Origin of the sequence: Streptomyces sp. NPDC006365 (genome assembly GCF_042870755.1) — a bacterium.
Taxonomy (GTDB): Bacteria; Actinomycetota; Actinomycetes; order Streptomycetales; family Streptomycetaceae; genus Streptomyces; species Streptomyces xiangluensis.
The window spans coordinates 525,742-542,901 of sequence record NZ_JBIAHS010000001.1; the positions used below are offsets into that span (position 1 = coordinate 525,742).

Genomic DNA, 17,160 nt, shown 5'->3' on the forward strand with positions numbered 1-17,160 from the left:
GGCATGCCAGCTCTCAACGTGGAGTTCAGCGAGCGCGAGCTCGAGGATCTGCGGCAGATCGCCAAGGAGCGCGGTACGTCGATGAAGGCCCTGGTACGTGAGGCGGCGGCGGCCGACATTGTGCGGCACCGCGCGTTGCAGGAGGGTGCTGACGTATTCCGCCGGTTCTTCGCGGCGCACGCCGATGAGTTCGCCGCTGCTTTTCCCGACGACGAACCACCCGGCACAGGCGAGGGGCGGGCCGCCTGAGTCATGGCCGCCCCAGTCATTCATATCGACGTGCCGTGGCTGCTCCAGCGCCACGAAGAGGTCCTGCCCGACCAGCCCACGGTGAACGACTTCTCCGCGCTCGTGGCTGCCGTGGCCCGGCACCGCGTGGACCCGCCGCGGCTCGGCGTGGACTCGGACCCGGCCTGGCGCGCCGCCGCGCTGCTGCACACCCTGGCCATGCTCAAGCCGCTGCCGTCAGCCAACGCCCGCTTCGCCTGCGCGACGGCGGTCTCGTACATGTTCGTCAGCGGCGTCGGCATCGACCCGCCCTACGGTGCCCTCGTCGACCTCGCGCGCGACCTGATGTCCGGCAAGGCGGACGTCTTCGGCGCGGCCGACCGGCTGCGCTCCTGGCAGATCTGAAGTTGCACTTGATTTTCAAAAGCCCTTACGGCGGGGCGACTTGGCCGGAGCGAACTTGACTTTCCTTCAGAGGTCGGATGTTGCGCAAGTCGCCCGAGTGGCTTGTTGGCCGTGAGGGATTTGTGCAAGGGTGAACTTCCTCGTACATGGCTAATGGCCGGGTCTGATTCGATGCTCGAGTTTTAGTTCTGCCGGTTTTGCTCAAAAGGCGGTCGGCCGACGACTCGACCGGGCCACCCGCCGGCCGCTTTCCATGCACCAAGCCAGAAAGGTATGCACCAACAGGAGCACCTTTTCGGCGGCCAGAACTTCTGTGTGCCATCTTGTGCCTTGGAAGGACCCCGCTCAGTGCACACCCCCCACCCGCCTCGTCCCACATATCCCCCGCGCCCCGGCCTCGCCGTTCCCGCTCCCGGGGGTGCCGCCGCTCCCGGGGAGTCGGACGAGAGCCTCGCCGCTCTCCTGCGGGCGCAGCCGGAGGGCGAACTCGCCCAGTCCGTCGCGCTGCTGATGGCGCGGCACTGGCAGCCGGCGTACGACTACGCGGTCATCTGCCTGGCCACCTCGGCGAGCGTCGCCTCCATGGTCACCGCGGCCGCCTTTCAACAGGCCCTCGACCGCCTCAAACGAGCCGAGTCCGCCGCCGCGCTGCGCCCCCACCTGCTGGTGACCGTGCGGGACACGGTCCGGGCCTGGTCCGCCGCGGACCGCATATCCGGCGTTCTGCCGGAACTCCGGAAACCCGCCGGAGGCCGTGGTATGCGCGCCACGAAGTCGATGACGCCGGAAAATCGCAAGCTCGCCGAACGTTCTTTCCAGGCTCTCCCGGGACTGGCCCAGTGCATCCTCTGGCACACCGAGGTCGAGGCAGAGCACATATCCGTACCTGCTGGTCTGTTGGGTATGGATCCCGACACCGCGTCGGCCGCTCTGGACCAGGCACGGGAGCAATTCCGCCAGGGCTGCGTACGCGCCCACCGCGAACTCGCGCCGAACAAGGATTGCCGCTACTACAACCGTCTCCTGGACGTCCCGATTCGGCGCGGCGGCACCCTGCTCCCCGATGTCCAGCAGCATCTGTTGGAGTGCCGCTTCTGCCGTTACGCGGCCGAGCAGCTCAGCCATTTCGAGGGCTCTCAGGGCAGTCTCGGTGTGCTGCTCGCCGAATCGGTGCTCGGCTGGGGCGCCCGCCGCTATCTCGACTCCCGCCCGGGACGGGGCCAGTCCGGAACGCGGCCGAGCCGTTCCGGCAGCAGACGGCAGGGCGGCGGCCGTCATCGCGGGCGCGTGCTGCCCCAGTTCCCCGGCGGGGGCCGAAGGGCCGCTCAGGGCCAGGGGAACTCAAAGGCCCTGCTCACCGGGGCGGGTGTGCTCTCCGGGGCGCTGCTTGCGACCGTACTGATCACCACCCTGTGGCCGCAGGACGACGGCGGTGACCCTTCCGCCTCCGGCACTCCCGGCCCCGGACAGAGCGCCACTCCCGGTCCCCAGGCGCCGCCCGCCGGGTCGACGTCCCCGCCGCCCGCAGTGCCCACGCCTCCCGTGCAGACCCGGCTGCGCAATGTCGCCGCGGACCTCTGCCTGGACATCAAGGGGGGCAAGGCGCAGTCCGGTGCCTCGCTCAAGCTGGCGGCGTGCTCCTCCGCTGGGACCCAGCAGTGGTCCTACGAGGAGGACGGACTGCTGCGCAGCGTCGCGAACCCCGACCTGTGCGTGGACTCCCACGTGGATGCCGGCGTGGTCGTCCTCGGCAGCTGCGCCTCCGCGGGCTCCAAGCGGGGCGACGACGTCCGCTACGACCTCACGGTCCAGGGGGAGTTGCTGCCGCGCTGGCAGGAAGACCTCGCGGTCGCCCCTGCCGCCAAGGACCCGGACTCGGACGTGGTCGTCAAGATCCGCGACAGGACGGACGAACAACGCTGGCGCACGGACGGCAGCACGTCCTCGGCGAGCCCGGAGTCCTTGTCGGTGGCGGAACCGGTGAGCGACTTGGACTGAGGGCTCCGCCTGGCCGGGCGCCTCAGCTCGCCCGGCCGACTCGGGTCAGTTCTCGGTCTGTTCGTCGCGTGGTGTGTCCTCGGGCTCGGCTTCGCCGTCCTCGGTGCTCTCGGCGTCCGGTCCCTGTGCCCGGACTCGCTGGACGTGTTCCAGGGAGTCCCTCAGTTCTGTGAGCCAGTCGTCCGCGTGGCGTTCGACGAGCCGTACGCACCAGGCGAGTGCGTCGCTGCGGCTGCGGGCGACACCGGCGGCGATCAGGGTGTCCAGAACCTGCCGCTGGGGCTGCCGCAGCCGGGTCATGACGGGGGCGGCGACATGGGTGAACAGGGCGCGCTCGCCCCCGCACTCCACGCCCCACGAGACCTTCTTGCGGAAGCGGTGCTCGGCCTCGCGGGCCACCGCGACCCGGTCGTCGCGGGTGCGCTCCCTGAACTCCTGGACACGGGACTCGACGGCCGCCTCCTTCTCGGCGTCCGAGGTGCCCTCGGCGAGCCGGGGCTCGCCTATGCGGCCGATGACGGTGATCTCCTCGCGGTCGACCGTCACCTCGCTGAGGCTCTCGAAGAGATCGTCGGGCAGCCGTCCGACGAACCACCCGCGCAGTTTCTCGTGCTGCTCCGTTGTAATCATGTAATGAGCCTTACTCTGCTGCTCAGTGAAGGCAAGGGTTCCGCTTCTGCTGGAAGCGGAATGTTTCCGGCCTATTGCTGAGCGGTGCGAATCCGGCCAGAGTGCGCCTTCCGTGCCATGGCCTCCGCTCAGTTGCGGGCTCGGCGTGCTCAAGTTCCGTCACTTCACGCCACTGATTCAATACACAACGTTACTGAAACGAGTGGGGTGGACGTGTGTTTCCGCCGCGGACTCGGCAGACTCGCGCTCGCCGGTCCGGCACACAGGAACCGGCACCCGAATGTTCCGGAACGCAAACGATCCGGAACGCCACCCAAGCGGAAGGATGCACACAATGCCGAACACCGCGCGCTGGGCAGCGACCCTCACCCTGACGGCCACCGCCGTCACCGCTGTCTGCGGATCCCTCGCCGGAGCCGCCCACGCCGCCCCCGAGCCCGCCCCGTCCACCCTCTACGCCCCCTCGGCCCTCGTGCTCACCGTGGGCCGAGGTGAGAGCGCGGCCACTGCCGCCCCGGATCGCGCGGTCACTTTGACCTGTGCGCCCGCCGCCTCGGGCACGCACCCGGACGCTGCCCGCGCCTGCGTCCAACTGCGCGCGTCCGGCGGGAACTTCGACACCCTGGCCGGTAGAGGCGAGGGCATGTGCACCCGCGAGTACCGACCCGTGGTCGTCACGGTCGACGGCGTCTGGCAGGGCCGCCGCGTCTCCTACGAGCGCACCTTCGCGAACGAGTGCGTGAAGAACAGCTCTCAGGGGAGAGCCGTCTTCGCGTTCTGAGAGACCGGGATCGCGTGCCGCCCGCGAACCTCGACCGGGGCCCGTAGCTGGGGAGTGCGGCCCTGTCGCGGAAGTCACGCGATCTCACCCGGGGGTCGGCAGGGACGGAGTGGGGCCGTCCTGCCGGCCCCCGGCATTCATGGCGCCCACGACCTAAAACGTTTTCAGGGATCAACGCAGGTCGGGGCGCAAGCCGCCCCAAGTCCCAACAGTCAGCTGTGTCAGAAGTGTTGACCCCGTGTTGGAAACGTTTTAATTTTCTCCGCACCCGACAGCCAGAGGTGAGGAGGCTCCGTGGCCGCGGTGTTGCGGGAGCGCACGGGCAAGGAAGCGGTGAGCCCTTCTCGCCGTCGTCCGCCTGAAGCGCCTACGAAGCGAAAAGGTTTCCACGCCCGCAGAAGCCGGACCTTGTTCCTGCTGATGCTGCCCGGGCTCGTGTACTTCCTTGTGTTCCACTACGGCGCGCTGGTGGGCAACGTCATCGCGTTCAAGGACTACGTGCCGTTCGACGGCATCTGGGGCAGTCCCTGGGTCGGCCTGGAGAACTTCCAGCGGATGTTCCAGGACACAGCGTTCTGGGACGCGGTCCTCAATACCCTCTGGATCGCGGTCCTGCAGATCGTCTTCTACTTCCCCGTCCCGCTCGCGCTCGCCCTGCTCCTGCACACCCTCACCTGGAGCACCGTCCGGCGGTTCGTGCAGTCGGTGGCGTATCTGCCGCACTTCATCTCATGGGTGATCGTCGTCGCCCTGTTCCAGCAAGTCCTCGGCGACACCGGCCTGGTGAACAGCTACCTCGGCGACGCCGGACTGAGCACCGTCGACATCATCGGCAACCCGGACGCCTTCAAACCGCTCACCGTCGCGCAGGTGATCTGGAAGGACGCCGGCTGGGGCACGATCATCTTCCTCGCCGCGCTCTCCCAGGTCGACGAGCAGCAGTACGAGGCCGCCGCCATCGACGGCGCCGGACCCTGGCGGCGCTTCTGGCACGTCACACTGCCCGCGATCCGCCCGGTGATCGTCCTGCTGCTCATCATGCGGCTCGGCGACATCCTCTCCGTCGGCTTCGAGCAGATGCTGCTGCAGCGCGACGCGGTCGGCCCCGAAGCGGCCGAGATCATCGACACCTTCGTCTATTACCAGGGCATCGTCGGCGGCGACTACGGATTCGCCGCGGCAGCAGGCCTGTTCAAGGGCGTCATCGGTGCCCTGTTCGTCTACGCGGCCAACAAGGTCGCCCATCGCCTCGGCGAACAGGGGGTCTACAAGTGAGCGCCCACGTCCGGCCCGGCTGGATGGAGAAGCCGAAGCCGCTCACCCAGGCCGCCAAGGCGGTGGCCCTCGCAGCCGTCGTCCTGCTGGTCTGCGTGCCCTTCCTGGTCATCGTGTCGACCTCGCTGGCCTCGCAGCGCGAGGTGGTCGAGGGCGGCGGCTGGGTGCTGTGGCCGCAGGAGCCGACTTTCAAGGCGTACCAGGACATCCTCGACGGCGGCATCGTCACCCACGCCCTCGGCGTGAGCGCGGGAGTGACCGTCGTCGGCACCCTGCTCAGCCTCGCCTGCACGGTGACCCTCGCCTACGCACTGTCCCGCCCCGGCGTCTTCGGCGGCAAACCCGTGCTGCTGCTGGTGCTGTTCACCTTCCTCTTCCCGCCGGGCATGATCCCCGGCTTCCTGGTCGTCAAGGAGCTCGGCCTGCTCGACTCGTACTCCTCGCTGGTCCTGCCGGTGCTGGTGAACGTCTTCAACCTGGTCGTCCTGCGCGGCTTCTTCCAGGGCATCCCCGAGGAGTTGTACGAGGCCGCACGCCTCGACGGGGCGGGGGACTGGCGCGTGCTGTGGTCGGTCGTGCTTCCGCTGTCGAAGGCGGCACTCGCGGTCGTCGGCCTGTTCTACGCGGTGGCGTACTGGAACTCCTGGTTCTACGCCTCCCTCTACCTGGAGAGCGACCACTGGCCGCTCCAACAGGTGCTGCGTACCTACGTGGTGGCCGGTACGGACCTCACCGACACCGCCACGAGCGAAGGCACCGTCAACGCCCCGCAGACCGTGCAGATGGCGGTCCTGGTGATCGCCACCGTGCCGATCCTGCTCGTCTACCCCTTCCTGCAGAAGTACTTCACCAAGGGCGTACTCACCGGCGCGATCAAGAGTTGAGCGCCTTGCTGGTGCGGCGCTCCGGCTGCGGTATTTCGGCTGCGGGCCGGCCGTGGCTGGTCGTGCCCGCGCGGCGGAGCCGCATATTGACACAGACCCGCGCCCCTTGCGGGGCGCTCTGCACTGCACCTCACTTCACCCGGTCCACCTGGCCGTCCATCAAGAGCCGGCCGTCCAGAGCCAGTCATCAAGAGCCAGTCATCAAGAGCTGGGAGAACACGCATGTCCGGTACCCCGCTGTCCCGCCGTGCCCTGATGCGCACCGCCGCCGTGGGCAGTCTCGCGCTCGCCGCTCCGGCCACCCTGACCGCCTGCTCCACGGAGTCCGGCGACGACGGGGTCTCCAACGCGGGCAAGAAGCTGGCGCCCTGGCCCACGTACAAGGCCTTCGCAGGGCCCAAGCCAGACCTCGCGCCGACCGCGGAGGGAGTCCAGCCCGGCTACACCTCCTATCCGTCCGACCTGGCGAAGTCGGTATCCCGCACCCCCGGGGACGGCTCCACGGTCAAGGTGATGACCATCAGCTTCGGCGTGCCGCCGAAGGGGCGGGGGGAGAACCGGTTCTGGCGGGCCGTGGAGAAGGCTCTCGGCGTGAAGATCGAGTACACGATCATCTCGCAGCCCGACTACCAGAAGAAGATGGCCACGGTGATGGCCGGCGACCCGGGTGAACTCCCTGACATCATCAACATCTTCTCCGGGTTCGTGCTGCCGCGCGAGGCCCAGTTCGTGCAGCGTCGCGCCGAGGACCTCACACCGTTCCTCTCCGGCGACGCGGTCGCGGACTACCCGAACCTGGCGAACATCCCCACCCACGCCTGGCGCGACATGGGCCGCATCGGTGGGCGCATCTACGGCATCCCCCTGGAACGTCCGCTGCCCGGCTCCACGCTCTGGCTCAACCAGGAGTCCTTCGGGGCCGCCGGGATGAGGGAAGGCTGGACGGACCAGGACTTCGCGGCGGTCGCCAAGAAGGGCACGGGCGGGAAGAAGTACGCCCTCGGGGCGGCGGAAGGGTCCGTGTTCGGCGACGGTTTCCACTCCGCGGCGCACGGCGTCCACGCACGGGGCTGGTCGGTGAAGAAAGACGGTACATTCGTCCCGTCCGCGGCCGACGAGCGCTACAAGCAGATGCTCGACTTCCAGCTCCGGCTGCGCAAGGCGGGCTCCTACCACCCTGACGCGACCTCGAGCGCACAGCCCGAGATGATCGACCTCTACTACAACGGGACCGTCGGCTCCATACAGGACGGTTTCGGCGGATACCTCCCCAAATTCCTTGAGAAGGGCCGGGAGTTCACACCGGCGCCGGCCTTTCCGTACAGCGTGGGCGGGGCGCCGGGGGGCATAGTCGGGGCACGCCGCTCGTTCGGCTACACCATCCTCAAGAAGGCGAAGAAGGAGCGTATCCAGCTGCTGCTGCGCGTACTCGACTATCTCGCGGCGCCGTTCGGCAGCAAGGAGTGGGAACTCGTCCACTACGGCCTGGAGGGCACCCACTTCACCCGGGCCAAGGACGGCTCGCCCGAGCCCAACGACCTCGGCCAGGTCGAGAACAACACCAACCTGCCGCTGAAGTACCTCGCCGAAGGGCCGCAGGCGCTGTTCGTACCCGGCATGCCCGACGCGGTGAAGGCCCTGCACGCCTGGCAGGCGAAGACCGTCCCGCACGCCATCCGCAATGCCTCGTACGGACTCCAGTCCCGGACACACACCTCCCAGGGCACCACCCTCGAAACACTCCTCAAGGACACCGCCACCGGGATCATCGCCGGACGCAAGCCGCTGTCCGAGTGGGACGCGGCGGTCAAGACATGGCGTCAGCGAGGTGGCGACAGAATGGCCGAGGAATTCGCCGAGGACTATGCCGCCAATACATGAGGCGGCAGGGACCGACCGGTCGCGGGCGAAGTGAAACAGAGGAACGGGGAACGACATGGCGGCAAAGGGGCGGGTCACGATCCGGGAGGTGGCCGAGCGGGCGGGCGTGTCCGTGGCCACGGTCTCGCGGGTGCTCAGCGGCAACTACCCGGTCCCGTCGGCCACCCGCACCAGGGTGATGCGCGCGGCACAGGCGCTCGACTATGTCGCCAACGCACACGCCCGCGCCCTGGTCGGCGGCGGTCGCAAGATGGTCGCTGTCGTGCTGCGCCAGGTGACCAGCCCCTTCTACGCGCAGGTCGCCGAGGGAGTCGAGGCGGAGGCGGCCGAGCGCGGCTGGCTCTGCCTGGTCGGCGCCACAGCGGGGGATCCACAGCGGGAGATGGACTTCGTGCAGCTCATGCGCGAGGAGGGCGCCCGGCTGGTGATCCTGGTCGGCGGGGTCGTCGAGGACGACGCCTACCGGGAGCGGGTGGCGCACTACGCGCACGCCCTCGACTCGTCCGGAGCGCGGCTCGTGCTGTGCGGGCGGCCCGCGCCCGACCCCGACATCCCCGCGCTGGTCGTCGAGTTCGACAATGAGGCCGGAGCCCGTGCCATCACCGGCCATCTGCTGTCCGCGGGCCACCGTCGCATCGCCTTCCTGGGCGGGCTGCCCGGCAACACGGCCCTCGACGCGCGCGTCGCCGGATACCGCGCCGCGCTCGCCGAGCACGGACTGCCGCCCGGGGCCGCGCATGTCGTCGACTGCGGTCTCGGGCGGGCGGCGGGCCATCGTGCGATGACCGAACTCCTCAAGAGCACAGGGGACACAGGGGAGTTCACCGCCGTGTTCGCCGGAGACGACATGGTCGCCGCCGGCGCCCTGCGGGCCATCGCCGACGCCGGGCTGCGGGTGCCCGACGACATCTCCGTCGTCGGCTACAACGACATCCCGCTCGCCGAGGACTTCAGCCCACCGCTCACCACCGTGCGCACCCCCGCCGAGGAACTCGGCCGGGCCGCCGTGCGCATCGCCCTGCGCGACCCCGAGCACGCCGCGGGCGCCCACCATCTGCTCGGCACCCACATCGTCGTACGCGACAGCGTCTCGCCGCCCCCGCCGGGGCGCGCCCCCAAGTAACGGAGGATCCGCCCCCGTATGACCGCGCCGCATGTGTCGCTTCCCGACCCGACGCACCTTCCCCACCTTCCACAACTGCCCTCGTTCGACCCCGCCGGCTCGCCTGTCACCGGCTGGACCCGCGCGCACTGGGAAACGATCGCCGACCGCCTTCTGGACGGTCTGCTGCCGTACGCGTCAAGGGAGTTGGCGCACTACCGGCTGCCCGGCCGGGTCAGCCACTCCGGAGACTGGTCGGACGGCCTTGAGGGATACGCGCGCTCATTCCTGCTCGCCGCCTTCCGGATCGCCGGCTCCGGCGGACAGGTCTCCGAAGCCCTGATCGAGCGGTACGCGGCCGGGCTCGCCGCGGGCACCGACCCGGACGGCGCCGACCGCTGGCCGCCCATCACCGACCGGGCGCAGCCGATGGTCGAGGCCGCCTCCATCGCGATCGCCCTGCACGAGAGCCGCCCCTGGATCTGGGACAAGCTCGACGACCCGGTACGCCGGCGCGTGGCCGACTGGCTCGGCGGCTTCGTCGGAGCCCGGGCGAACGACTCCAACTGGCGGCTCTTCCAAGTCATCACGGAGGAGTTCCTCGCCTCCGTGGGCGCCCCGCACAGCCGGGCCGACATCGACGGAGGGCTCGCGCGCCTGGAGGACTGGTACCGGGGCGGCGGCTGGTACACCGACGGGGACGGCCGCAAATTCGACTACTACAACGCCTGGGCCCTGCACCTGTATCCGGTCCTGTGGGCCCGGATGGCCGGACCGCGTGCGGACCCGGCCCTGGTCAGCGCCCACCGCTCCCGCCTGCGTGAATTCCTCGGCGTGTACCAGTACTTCTTCGGCTCCGACGGCGCGCCCGTCCACCAGGGCCGGTCGCTGACGTACCGCTTCGCGACGGTCGCCCCGCTGTGGGCCGGAGCGCTCGCCGACGCCACCCCGCTGCCGCCGGGCCGCACCCGGCGCCTCGCCTCCGGGGCGCTGAAGCACTTCGCTGAGCGTCAAGTGCCCGACGAGCGGGGGCTGTTGAGCCTGGGCTGGTACCGGCCCTTTCTCCCGGTCACCCAACGGTACTCCGGGCCCGCGTCGCCGTACTGGGCGAGCAAGGCGTTTCTCGGGCTGCTGCTGCCCGCCGACCATCCCGTGTGGACGGCGCCCGAGGAGCCCGGCCCGGTGGACACCGCCGACGCGACGCTGGCGCTGCCCGCCCCCGGCTGGCTGCTGCACTCGACGGCGGCCGACGGCATCGTACGGCTGGTCAACCACGGCAGCGACCGCCTGCCCCCGCCTCCGGCCGAGGCCGACGACAGCCCGCACTACGCGAAGCTCGCGTACGCGAGCGTGGCGGCCCCCGACACTCCGCCGGACGATCCCACTCTCGGCCCCGACAACCACATCGCGCTCCTCACGGCCGACGGCACGGCGGCCTCCCGGCGGGGCCGGATCCATCCCCTCGGCGCGAGCGGACGGCACGCGGCGTCCTGGCACCGCGCCGTCCTCCCGGACACCGACGAGGGGCATCGCATCGAGACGACCAGCGTGGCGCACGGTCCCTGGGAGATACGGGTCCATCGCGTCGAAGGGCCGCGCGGAGCGGTCGTACGCGAAGGGGGGTGGGCCGTGGCCGACGACAGCGGGCCGCTGGAGGAGGCCACGGGGGACGGCTGGGCGCTGGCGCGACGGCCGGGGGACGGGCTGACGAGCGCGATCGTCGCGCTGCGTGGCTGGGGGGCGTCCGAAGGCGCGGTTGCTCGGGCCCGGGGCGCCAACGCCTATGGCGAGTACTCGGCCACCCCTTGTCTCCGGCTGCCCGCCCACCCGGGCGGCACCCACCTCCTCGTCACCCTCATCGTCCTCAGTGCTGACCCCGAACTGCCCTGTGATCCAGAGGAGTTGAGCGCACGGGCGGGCACCCAGGTCACTCCTGAGGGCGGGGTCCTGGTCCGCTTTCCGGACGGCACTCAGGAGGAAGTTCCGCAAGCGGCGGGAAGCGGCTGAGGAGTCCCGAGACGCGCAACAGCCGGTGGATGCGGGGTTGATCGGAGACGAGTCGAAGGCTGCCGCCGCGCTCCTTCGCGCGGCGCTCGGCCCGGCACAGCGCCCGCAGGCCCGAGCAGTCGAGGAAGTCGACGAACCGCAGGTCCACCAGGACCTGCGGCACGGGACGGGAGGTGGCGGCGTCCAAGTGCTCGGTCAGGTCGTCGGTCGCAGCCATGTCGATCTCGCCGCGCACCACGACCACGGTGAACGGACCGCTCACCCGGCTGTGGGCATACGCATTCACCGCGGGTAGACCGGAGTAGTGCACCGCACTGCCCTCGGGCAGTGCGGCGGCTCGGTCATCGGCTTCCGGCGGCATGTCGGCTCCACCTCGTGCAGGGGAGGGCGCACTTGATCCAGGCAGCTACCCCGGTGGGCCAGGAGCCATCCCCGCCACGCCGACCGTAAGATCCAATCTCACTCGAACTGATGAATCTCGGGCGTGACCATTGACTTTGAGGGTCAGGTTACAGGCCAGCCGCGGATCGCGCCCCCAGCGGAACGCCAGGATCTTAATGCATATGATGTGCAGGTGCGTGACTACTGCATAAGAACGGCAACCTCCGACGACCTGGACGGCGCGCGGTCCGTCATGCTCGACACCGTCTACCGCGACCTCGGCACCGGGTACGTACCGCGGTGGCATCGCGACATCGTCGACCTCGCGCACGCCTATGTCGCACCCGCCCGGCACACCCTGCTCGTCGCGGTCGACGAGCAGGACGGCACGGTCGTCGCGACCGGCGCGCTCGACTCCCGCGGACCGGCCCATCCGCCCAACCCGCGGCATCTGGCCGAGCGTTACCCCTCGGGAGAGACCGCCCAGCTGCGCCGCGTGTACGTACGTCCCGAGCACCGACGGCGCGGCCTGGCCCGGCAGTTGGTGGACGAGCTGCTGAACTTCGCGGCGAAGGACGGCAGCTACCGCGCCGTCTATCTGCACACGGACCCGTCGGTGCCGGGCGCCGAGGCGTTCTGGCGCTCGCGCGGCAAGGTGCTGCTCGACGAGCGCGCGGAACCCGGCGGCGGCAAGAGCGTCATGCACTTCGAGGTCCCGCTGCTCTGACGGACCCGCCCTTCGCACCCACCGGCATCCTCCCCCAGGAAGCTCCACGAAGCCCCACCAAGAAAGAGACCATGCGCTCTCCGTCTCGCCGTCGGTTCCTCGCCGGCCTGCTGCTCACTCCTCTGCTCACCGGCTGCTTCGCTTCCGGGGGCGGGGAAGCCTCCGACACCTCGCACGGCTCCCGGCTGCGGGTCGCGCTCGCCTTCCCGCCCGCCGAGAACTACTCCCCGTACGGCGCCGACGCCACCCTCCTCAGCCGCCTCGGCGTCACCGAGGGGCTGACCCGCCTCGACGCCAACGGCACGGCGGTCCCCGCGCTCGCCGATTCGTGGAGCCGTGAGAACGACCGGAGTTGGCTGTTCACCCTCCGCGAGGCCACCTTCCAGGACGGCACCGAGGTCACCCCGAAGGCCGTCGCCGCCTCCCTCGCCCACGCCACCCGGGCGAAGCCCGTGACCCCCGCGCTGTCCGGGGTCGAGCTGACCGCCGAGGCCGCGGACAGCGGACGGGTACGAGTGACCACCGCCGACCCGGATCCCGTACTGCCACTGCGTCTGTCGAGCCCTGCGCTGGCCGTGCTGTCGGCCAAGGCGTACGCGAAGAAGGACGCCGTAAGTCCGGTCGGCACCGCCACCGGGCCCTTCCAGCTCACCAAGGTCACCGGCACCACCGCGGCCACCCTGAACCGCTTCGACGACTACTGGGGCGGCCGGGCGCAGGCCTCCGGTATCGACGCGAGGTTCATCGCCGACGGCACGGCCCGTACGAACGCGCTGCGCACCGGCGAGACTGACATCGCCGAGGCCGTCCCGGTCTCGCAGGCCGCCTCGCTGGACAAGGCGACCCGCCGCGACACGGCCACCACACGCACCACGAGCCTGCTGCTCAACACGGAGTCCGGCCCCTTCAAGGACCCGAAGGTCCGGGCCGCGGCCCGCGAGGCGATCGACACATCCGCCTTCGCCAAGGGCGTGTACGAGGGGTACGCCGATCCCGGCGCCGGAATCTACGGGCCCGCCCTGACCTGGGCGGCCGAAAAGCGGGTGAAGCCCTCCGGCCGGGCCGGCGCGGGGGACGCGGACGGGACTTCGGTCACTGTGGCGACGTACGACAACCGGCCCGAACTGCCCGAGGCCGCCCAGGTGCTCAAGCAGCAACTCGAACGGGCCGGATTCAAGGTCGAGTTGGAGGTGCGCGAGTACGCACGCCTCGAAAGCGACGCCCTGGCCGGAAAGTTCGACGCGGTCGTCTCCGCGCGCAACACCATGCTCGACACCGGCGACCCCGTCTCCATCCTCGCCGGCGACTACACCTGCGACGGCGGTTACAACCTGGCCCTGCTGTGCGACAAGACGGTCGACAAGGCCGTCGCCACGGCGGAGTCGATCACGGACACCGCCGAGCGGCAGGACGCGTCGATGGCCGCGGAGGCGGCCGTCCTCGGCACGGACGCGATGGTGCCGCTCGTCCATCAGCGGATCATCACCGGTGTGCGCGCCGAGGTGAGCGGTGTGCAGCTCGACCCGTACGAGCGTGCTCTCGTCGGGGTCGGGACGCGGCGCTGACGGGCGGGGGACGTGACTGTCGTACGGGGGCTCGTGCCGCTGTGGCGTGCCGTACTCGTCGGTGCGCTGCTGTGCGGGGTCGGGCTTCTGCCGTGGCTGTCGCGCACCGATCCGGCGCTCACCGTGCTCAAGGCGCGGTCCGCGGAACGCGACCCCACGCCCGAGGCGCTGGAGGCGGTTCGCTCTCAACTCGGCCTGGATGCGGGCCCGTTGCCGCTGCTCGGGAGCTGGCTCGGCGCGTTGCTGCGCGGTGACGCGGGCCGGTCGTGGATCTCCGGAGCGGAGGTCACGCCGGCGGTCCTGCAGGCGCTCGGGGTCTCACTGCTGCTGATGGCCGGGGCGCTGGCCGTCGCGGTGGTGACGGCGGGCGCGGTGTGCGCCCGGACGCTGAGGCTCGGCGCGCGGCGAGAACTCGCCGGGCGTCCGTCCGGAGGTACCGGCTCGGCGTTCCTGTCCACGCTGCCCGACTTCCTGACCGCGTCCGTGCTGGCCGCCGTCGTCGGCGTACAACTCGGCTGGCTGCCCGCGCTCGGCTGGTACGGGCCCCAGTGGATGGTGCTGCCCGCGCTGTCGCTGGGCCTGCCCGCGGGCGCGCTGCTCGGGCGGCTGCTCGACGACATGCTGCCCGGCGCCTTCGCCGAACCCTGGGCGCTGGCGGCCGCCGCCCGCGGTGTCCACGGCCGCAGCGTGGCCCGGCAGGCACTGCGCCGTTGTGTGCCCGGACTGCTGCCGAACGTCGGCCTGTTCGTCGTCGGCCTGACCGGCGGCGCGGTCGCCGTGGAGCAGATCTTCGACATCCCCGGGCTCGGACGGCTGAGCCTGCAGGCCGCGGTGGCACAGGACCTGCCCGTACTCCAGGCCGGAACCCTCGCTCTCGTCCTGCTCGCGGCAGCAGCCGGAGGCCTCGCCCGGCTCGCGGCACGGCTGCTCGTCGGACCGGCCCTGCGCGACGGCGCGCTCTCCTCGCTGCACCGCCCGACGCCGCCGCGTCCCACGACACTTCCCCTCCTCTACGGCGCGCTGCTGCTCGCCGTCATCGCGCTCGGTCTGACTCGGGACCCGCTGGAGCTGGACACCACGGCACGGCTCCAATCGCCGTCCTGGGCCCACCCCTTCGGCACGGACGCGCTCGGCCGCGATGTGCTGGCCCGGGTGGGGCACGGTGCGCTGGACACGCTGGCCCTGGCCATCGCGGTGAGCGCGGCGGCGCTGGTGCTGGGGGTCGTACTCGGGCTGCTGCCGCGCTTCTCCGGACCGCTGCTCGACACGGTCAACGCCGTACCGCCGGTCCTCGCGGGACTCCTGGTCGCCTCGGTCGCGGGGAGCGGGCGCTGGACCCCGGCCCTCGCCGTGACCGCCGTCGCCTGGTCGCCGCTCGCCGCCCACACCTCGGCACTGCTCCAACAGGAGCGCGCCACCACCCACTTGACCGCGACCCGCGGGCTCGGCGCGGGCCCGTCCTACCTCCTTCGCCACGAACTCCTCCCCGCCGTCCTGCCCCCGGTCGTACGCCACGCACTCCTGCGCCTGCCGGGCGTGGCCCTCGCCCTCGCGGCCCTCGGCTTCCTCGGTCTGGGAGCCCAACCACCGTCTCCTGAATGGGGGTTGCTCCTCGCCGAGAACCAGCCGTACGTCGAACGCGCCCCGTGGGCCGTCCTGGCCCCGGCCGCCGTGCTCGCCCTGCTGGGCGCGGTGGCGGTGACGGCCGGGGGAGGGGTGCGGTGGCCCGGCCGACCGCGACGCCGACGCCGACGTTTCGCGAAGCCCGTCGCCACGCAGCCGCCGACCACCCTCGCCGTCCCCCGATCCGCGCCCGCCGCACAGCAGCACGCCACGACCGCTCCGAAGGAGTCCCGATGACCCGGCAGCCGACCGAACAGGCCAAGGCGGCGGACCGGCAGACCGCTGCCGCCGCCGGTGCTTCGCGCCTACGCACCTGGAGCCGGCTGAACCCGTTGCTGCGCCTGCTGATTCTCACTCAACTCGCCTTCAACGTCGGCTTCTACGCCGTTCTGCCCTTCCTCGCCGAACACCTGGGCACCGCTATCGGCATGGCGGGCTGGATGGTCGGACTCGTCCTGGGCCTGAGGACCTTCAGCCAGCAGGGCCTGTTCGTGGTGGGCGGCGCGCTGGCCGACCGCTACGGCGTACGACCCGTGGTGCTCGCCGGCTGTGCCCTGCGCATCGCCGGGTTCGCCTGGCTCGGGTACGCGGACCGGACCTGGGCGGTCATCGGGGCCGTCCTGCTGATCGGTTTCGCCGCCGCGTTGTTCTCCCCGGCCGTCGAGTCGGAGGTCGCCCGCCAGGCCGTGGTGTGGGAGGAGGCGGGCGGTGGCCCTCGTACGAGCGTGCTCGCGCTGTTCACCGTGGCCGGGCAGGCCGGGGCGTTCGTCGGACCGTTCCTCGGTGCGCTGCTGCTCGCGGTGGACTTCCGGGTGGCGTGCCTCGCGGGAGCGGGCGTCTTCGTCCTCGTCCTGGCCGGGCATCTCCGGCTGCTGCCCCAGCACATCCCGGGGCGGCAACGGGTCGCGGTCAAGGGCGGAGCCCGCGTACTGGTGGGCAACCGCCGCTTCCTGGCGCTGTGTTGTGCGTACGGCGCCTACTTGCTGGCGTACAACCAGCTGTATCTGATCCTCCCCGACGAGGTGGAGCGGGCGGCGGGCTCGCAGGCGCCGCTGGCGTGGCTGTTCGCGCTGTCCTCGCTGCTCGTCGTGACCGCCCAACTGCCCCTCACCCGCTGGGCCGGGGACCGGCTCGACCTGCGCCGGTCCATGGCCGCGGGGCTGTTGCTGATCGCCGCCGGGTTCGCGGTGGTGGCCGCGGCGCGGCCCGCCGGGTGGACGGGCAACGCCGGGCTGCTGCCCGCGGCGGGCTTCGTCGTGCTGCTCACGCTCGGCCAGATGCTCGTCGCGCCCGCCGCCCGCGCCTGGGTGCCGGATCTCGCCGAGGACGGGCGCCTCGGCCTCTACATGGGTGCCCTGTCCTCCGTGTCCGGACTGATCGTCCTGATCGGCAGCGCGGGCACCGGCTCACTGCTCGACGTGGGCCTGCCACCCGCCGTGCCCTGGCTGGTCCTCGCCGCGATCCCCGTGGCGTCCGTCGCCCTGCTGCCTCGTCGCCCGCAGCCGGCGCGCCGGGGCCGCACCCTGGGACACCAGCCGGGCACCGCCCGACGGTAACGCTCGCACTCGGCACCGAGGCGGGCCAGCAGTTCGGGCTCCTCGTACCACTTGGCGAACGACCATATGGCTCGCAAGGCGGGAACGAGGAGCGAACCGCCCACAGCCGCCACAGAC

At 70.9% G+C, this 17,160-nt stretch carries 15 protein-coding genes; 13 read left to right on the top strand and 2 right to left on the bottom strand.

The annotated features are described in order from the left end of the window. The first annotated feature begins 3 nt into the window (after positions 1-3). The 3 genes from ACFYO0_RS02420 to ACFYO0_RS02430 all read left to right on the top strand — a co-directional run bounded on the left by ACFYO0_RS02420 (position 4) and on the right by ACFYO0_RS02430 (position 2,631). Positions 4-249 carry a hypothetical protein gene (locus ACFYO0_RS02420; RefSeq protein ID WP_344397280.1) on the top strand — a complete coding sequence of 82 codons (246 nt, stop codon included), beginning with the start codon at positions 4-6 and terminating at the stop codon, positions 247-249. A 3-nt stretch (positions 250-252) separates the two neighbouring features. Next, positions 253-633 (top strand): toxin Doc, encoded by a 381-nt coding sequence (locus tag ACFYO0_RS02425; RefSeq protein ID WP_344397278.1) that lies wholly within the window; start codon positions 253-255, stop codon positions 631-633. Positions 634-981: 348 nt separating this feature from the next. Beyond that, positions 982-2,631 carry an RICIN domain-containing protein gene (locus ACFYO0_RS02430; protein ID WP_388669317.1) on the top strand — a complete coding sequence of 550 codons (1,650 nt, stop codon included), beginning with the start codon at positions 982-984 and terminating at the stop codon, positions 2,629-2,631. A 45-nt stretch (positions 2,632-2,676) separates the two neighbouring features. Here the strand turns inward: ACFYO0_RS02430 and ACFYO0_RS02435 are convergent, their stop codons facing one another. Then, positions 2,677-3,261, bottom strand: a complete 585-nt coding sequence (locus ACFYO0_RS02435; RefSeq protein WP_388669320.1) for a hypothetical protein — start codon at positions 3,259-3,261, stop codon at positions 2,677-2,679. A 334-nt stretch (positions 3,262-3,595) separates the two neighbouring features. Between ACFYO0_RS02435 and ACFYO0_RS02440 the strand changes: the two genes are divergently transcribed. The 6 genes from ACFYO0_RS02440 to ACFYO0_RS02465 all read left to right on the top strand — a co-directional run bounded on the left by ACFYO0_RS02440 (position 3,596) and on the right by ACFYO0_RS02465 (position 11,191). Then, positions 3,596-4,042 carry a subtilase-type protease inhibitor gene (locus tag ACFYO0_RS02440; protein ID WP_388669322.1) on the top strand — a complete coding sequence of 149 codons (447 nt, stop codon included), beginning with the start codon at positions 3,596-3,598 and terminating at the stop codon, positions 4,040-4,042. A 420-nt stretch (positions 4,043-4,462) separates the two neighbouring features. After that, on the top strand, positions 4,463-5,317 hold the full coding sequence (locus ACFYO0_RS02445) for an ABC transporter permease (RefSeq protein WP_388670814.1): 855 nt from the start codon (positions 4,463-4,465) through the stop codon (positions 5,315-5,317). Continuing rightward, on the top strand, positions 5,314-6,201 hold the full coding sequence (locus ACFYO0_RS02450; protein WP_388669324.1) for a carbohydrate ABC transporter permease: 888 nt from the start codon (positions 5,314-5,316) through the stop codon (positions 6,199-6,201). Before ACFYO0_RS02445 ends, ACFYO0_RS02450 begins: the two co-directional genes overlap by 4 nt. 222 nt (positions 6,202-6,423) lie before the next feature. Then, on the top strand, positions 6,424-8,082 hold the full coding sequence (locus ACFYO0_RS02455; protein WP_388669327.1) for a sugar ABC transporter substrate-binding protein: 1,659 nt from the start codon (positions 6,424-6,426) through the stop codon (positions 8,080-8,082). 55 nt (positions 8,083-8,137) lie between these two features. Beyond that, positions 8,138-9,205 (top strand): LacI family DNA-binding transcriptional regulator, encoded by a 1,068-nt coding sequence (locus ACFYO0_RS02460; RefSeq protein WP_388669330.1) that lies wholly within the window; start codon positions 8,138-8,140, stop codon positions 9,203-9,205. A gap of 18 nt (positions 9,206-9,223) precedes the next feature. Then, on the top strand, positions 9,224-11,191 hold the full coding sequence (locus tag ACFYO0_RS02465) for a DUF2264 domain-containing protein (RefSeq protein WP_388669333.1): 1,968 nt from the start codon (positions 9,224-9,226) through the stop codon (positions 11,189-11,191). Here the strand turns inward: ACFYO0_RS02465 and ACFYO0_RS02470 are convergent. Continuing rightward, entirely contained in the window at positions 11,112-11,552 is a 441-nt protein-coding gene (locus tag ACFYO0_RS02470) for an STAS domain-containing protein (protein WP_388669336.1), read from the bottom strand. The genes ACFYO0_RS02465 and ACFYO0_RS02470 overlap by 80 nt on opposite strands. Positions 11,553-11,765: 213 nt before the next feature. Here ACFYO0_RS02470 and ACFYO0_RS02475 point away from each other — a divergent pair, with 213 nt between their 5' ends. The 4 genes from ACFYO0_RS02475 (at position 11,766) to ACFYO0_RS02490 (ending at position 17,043) form a co-directional block, all read left to right on the top strand. Continuing rightward, the gene (locus ACFYO0_RS02475) at positions 11,766-12,299 is read left to right on the top strand and encodes a GNAT family N-acetyltransferase (protein ID WP_388669339.1); all 534 of its coding nucleotides are present in this window, start codon (positions 11,766-11,768) and stop codon (positions 12,297-12,299) included. Between the two features lie 71 nt (positions 12,300-12,370). Continuing rightward, positions 12,371-13,864: an ABC transporter substrate-binding protein gene (locus tag ACFYO0_RS02480; protein ID WP_388669342.1), complete on the top strand. Its 1,494-nt coding sequence runs from the start codon at positions 12,371-12,373 to the stop codon at positions 13,862-13,864. Between the two features lie 12 nt (positions 13,865-13,876). Beyond that, complete coding sequence (locus ACFYO0_RS02485) at positions 13,877-15,724, top strand: ABC transporter permease subunit (RefSeq protein ID WP_388669345.1); 1,848 nt, start codon at positions 13,877-13,879, stop codon at positions 15,722-15,724. After that, a complete protein-coding gene (locus ACFYO0_RS02490) occupies positions 15,721-17,043 on the top strand; it encodes an MDR family MFS transporter (protein WP_388669348.1) in 1,323 nt (440 codons plus the stop codon). Before ACFYO0_RS02485 ends, ACFYO0_RS02490 begins: the two co-directional genes overlap by 4 nt. The last annotated feature ends 117 nt before the right edge of the window (positions 17,044-17,160 follow it).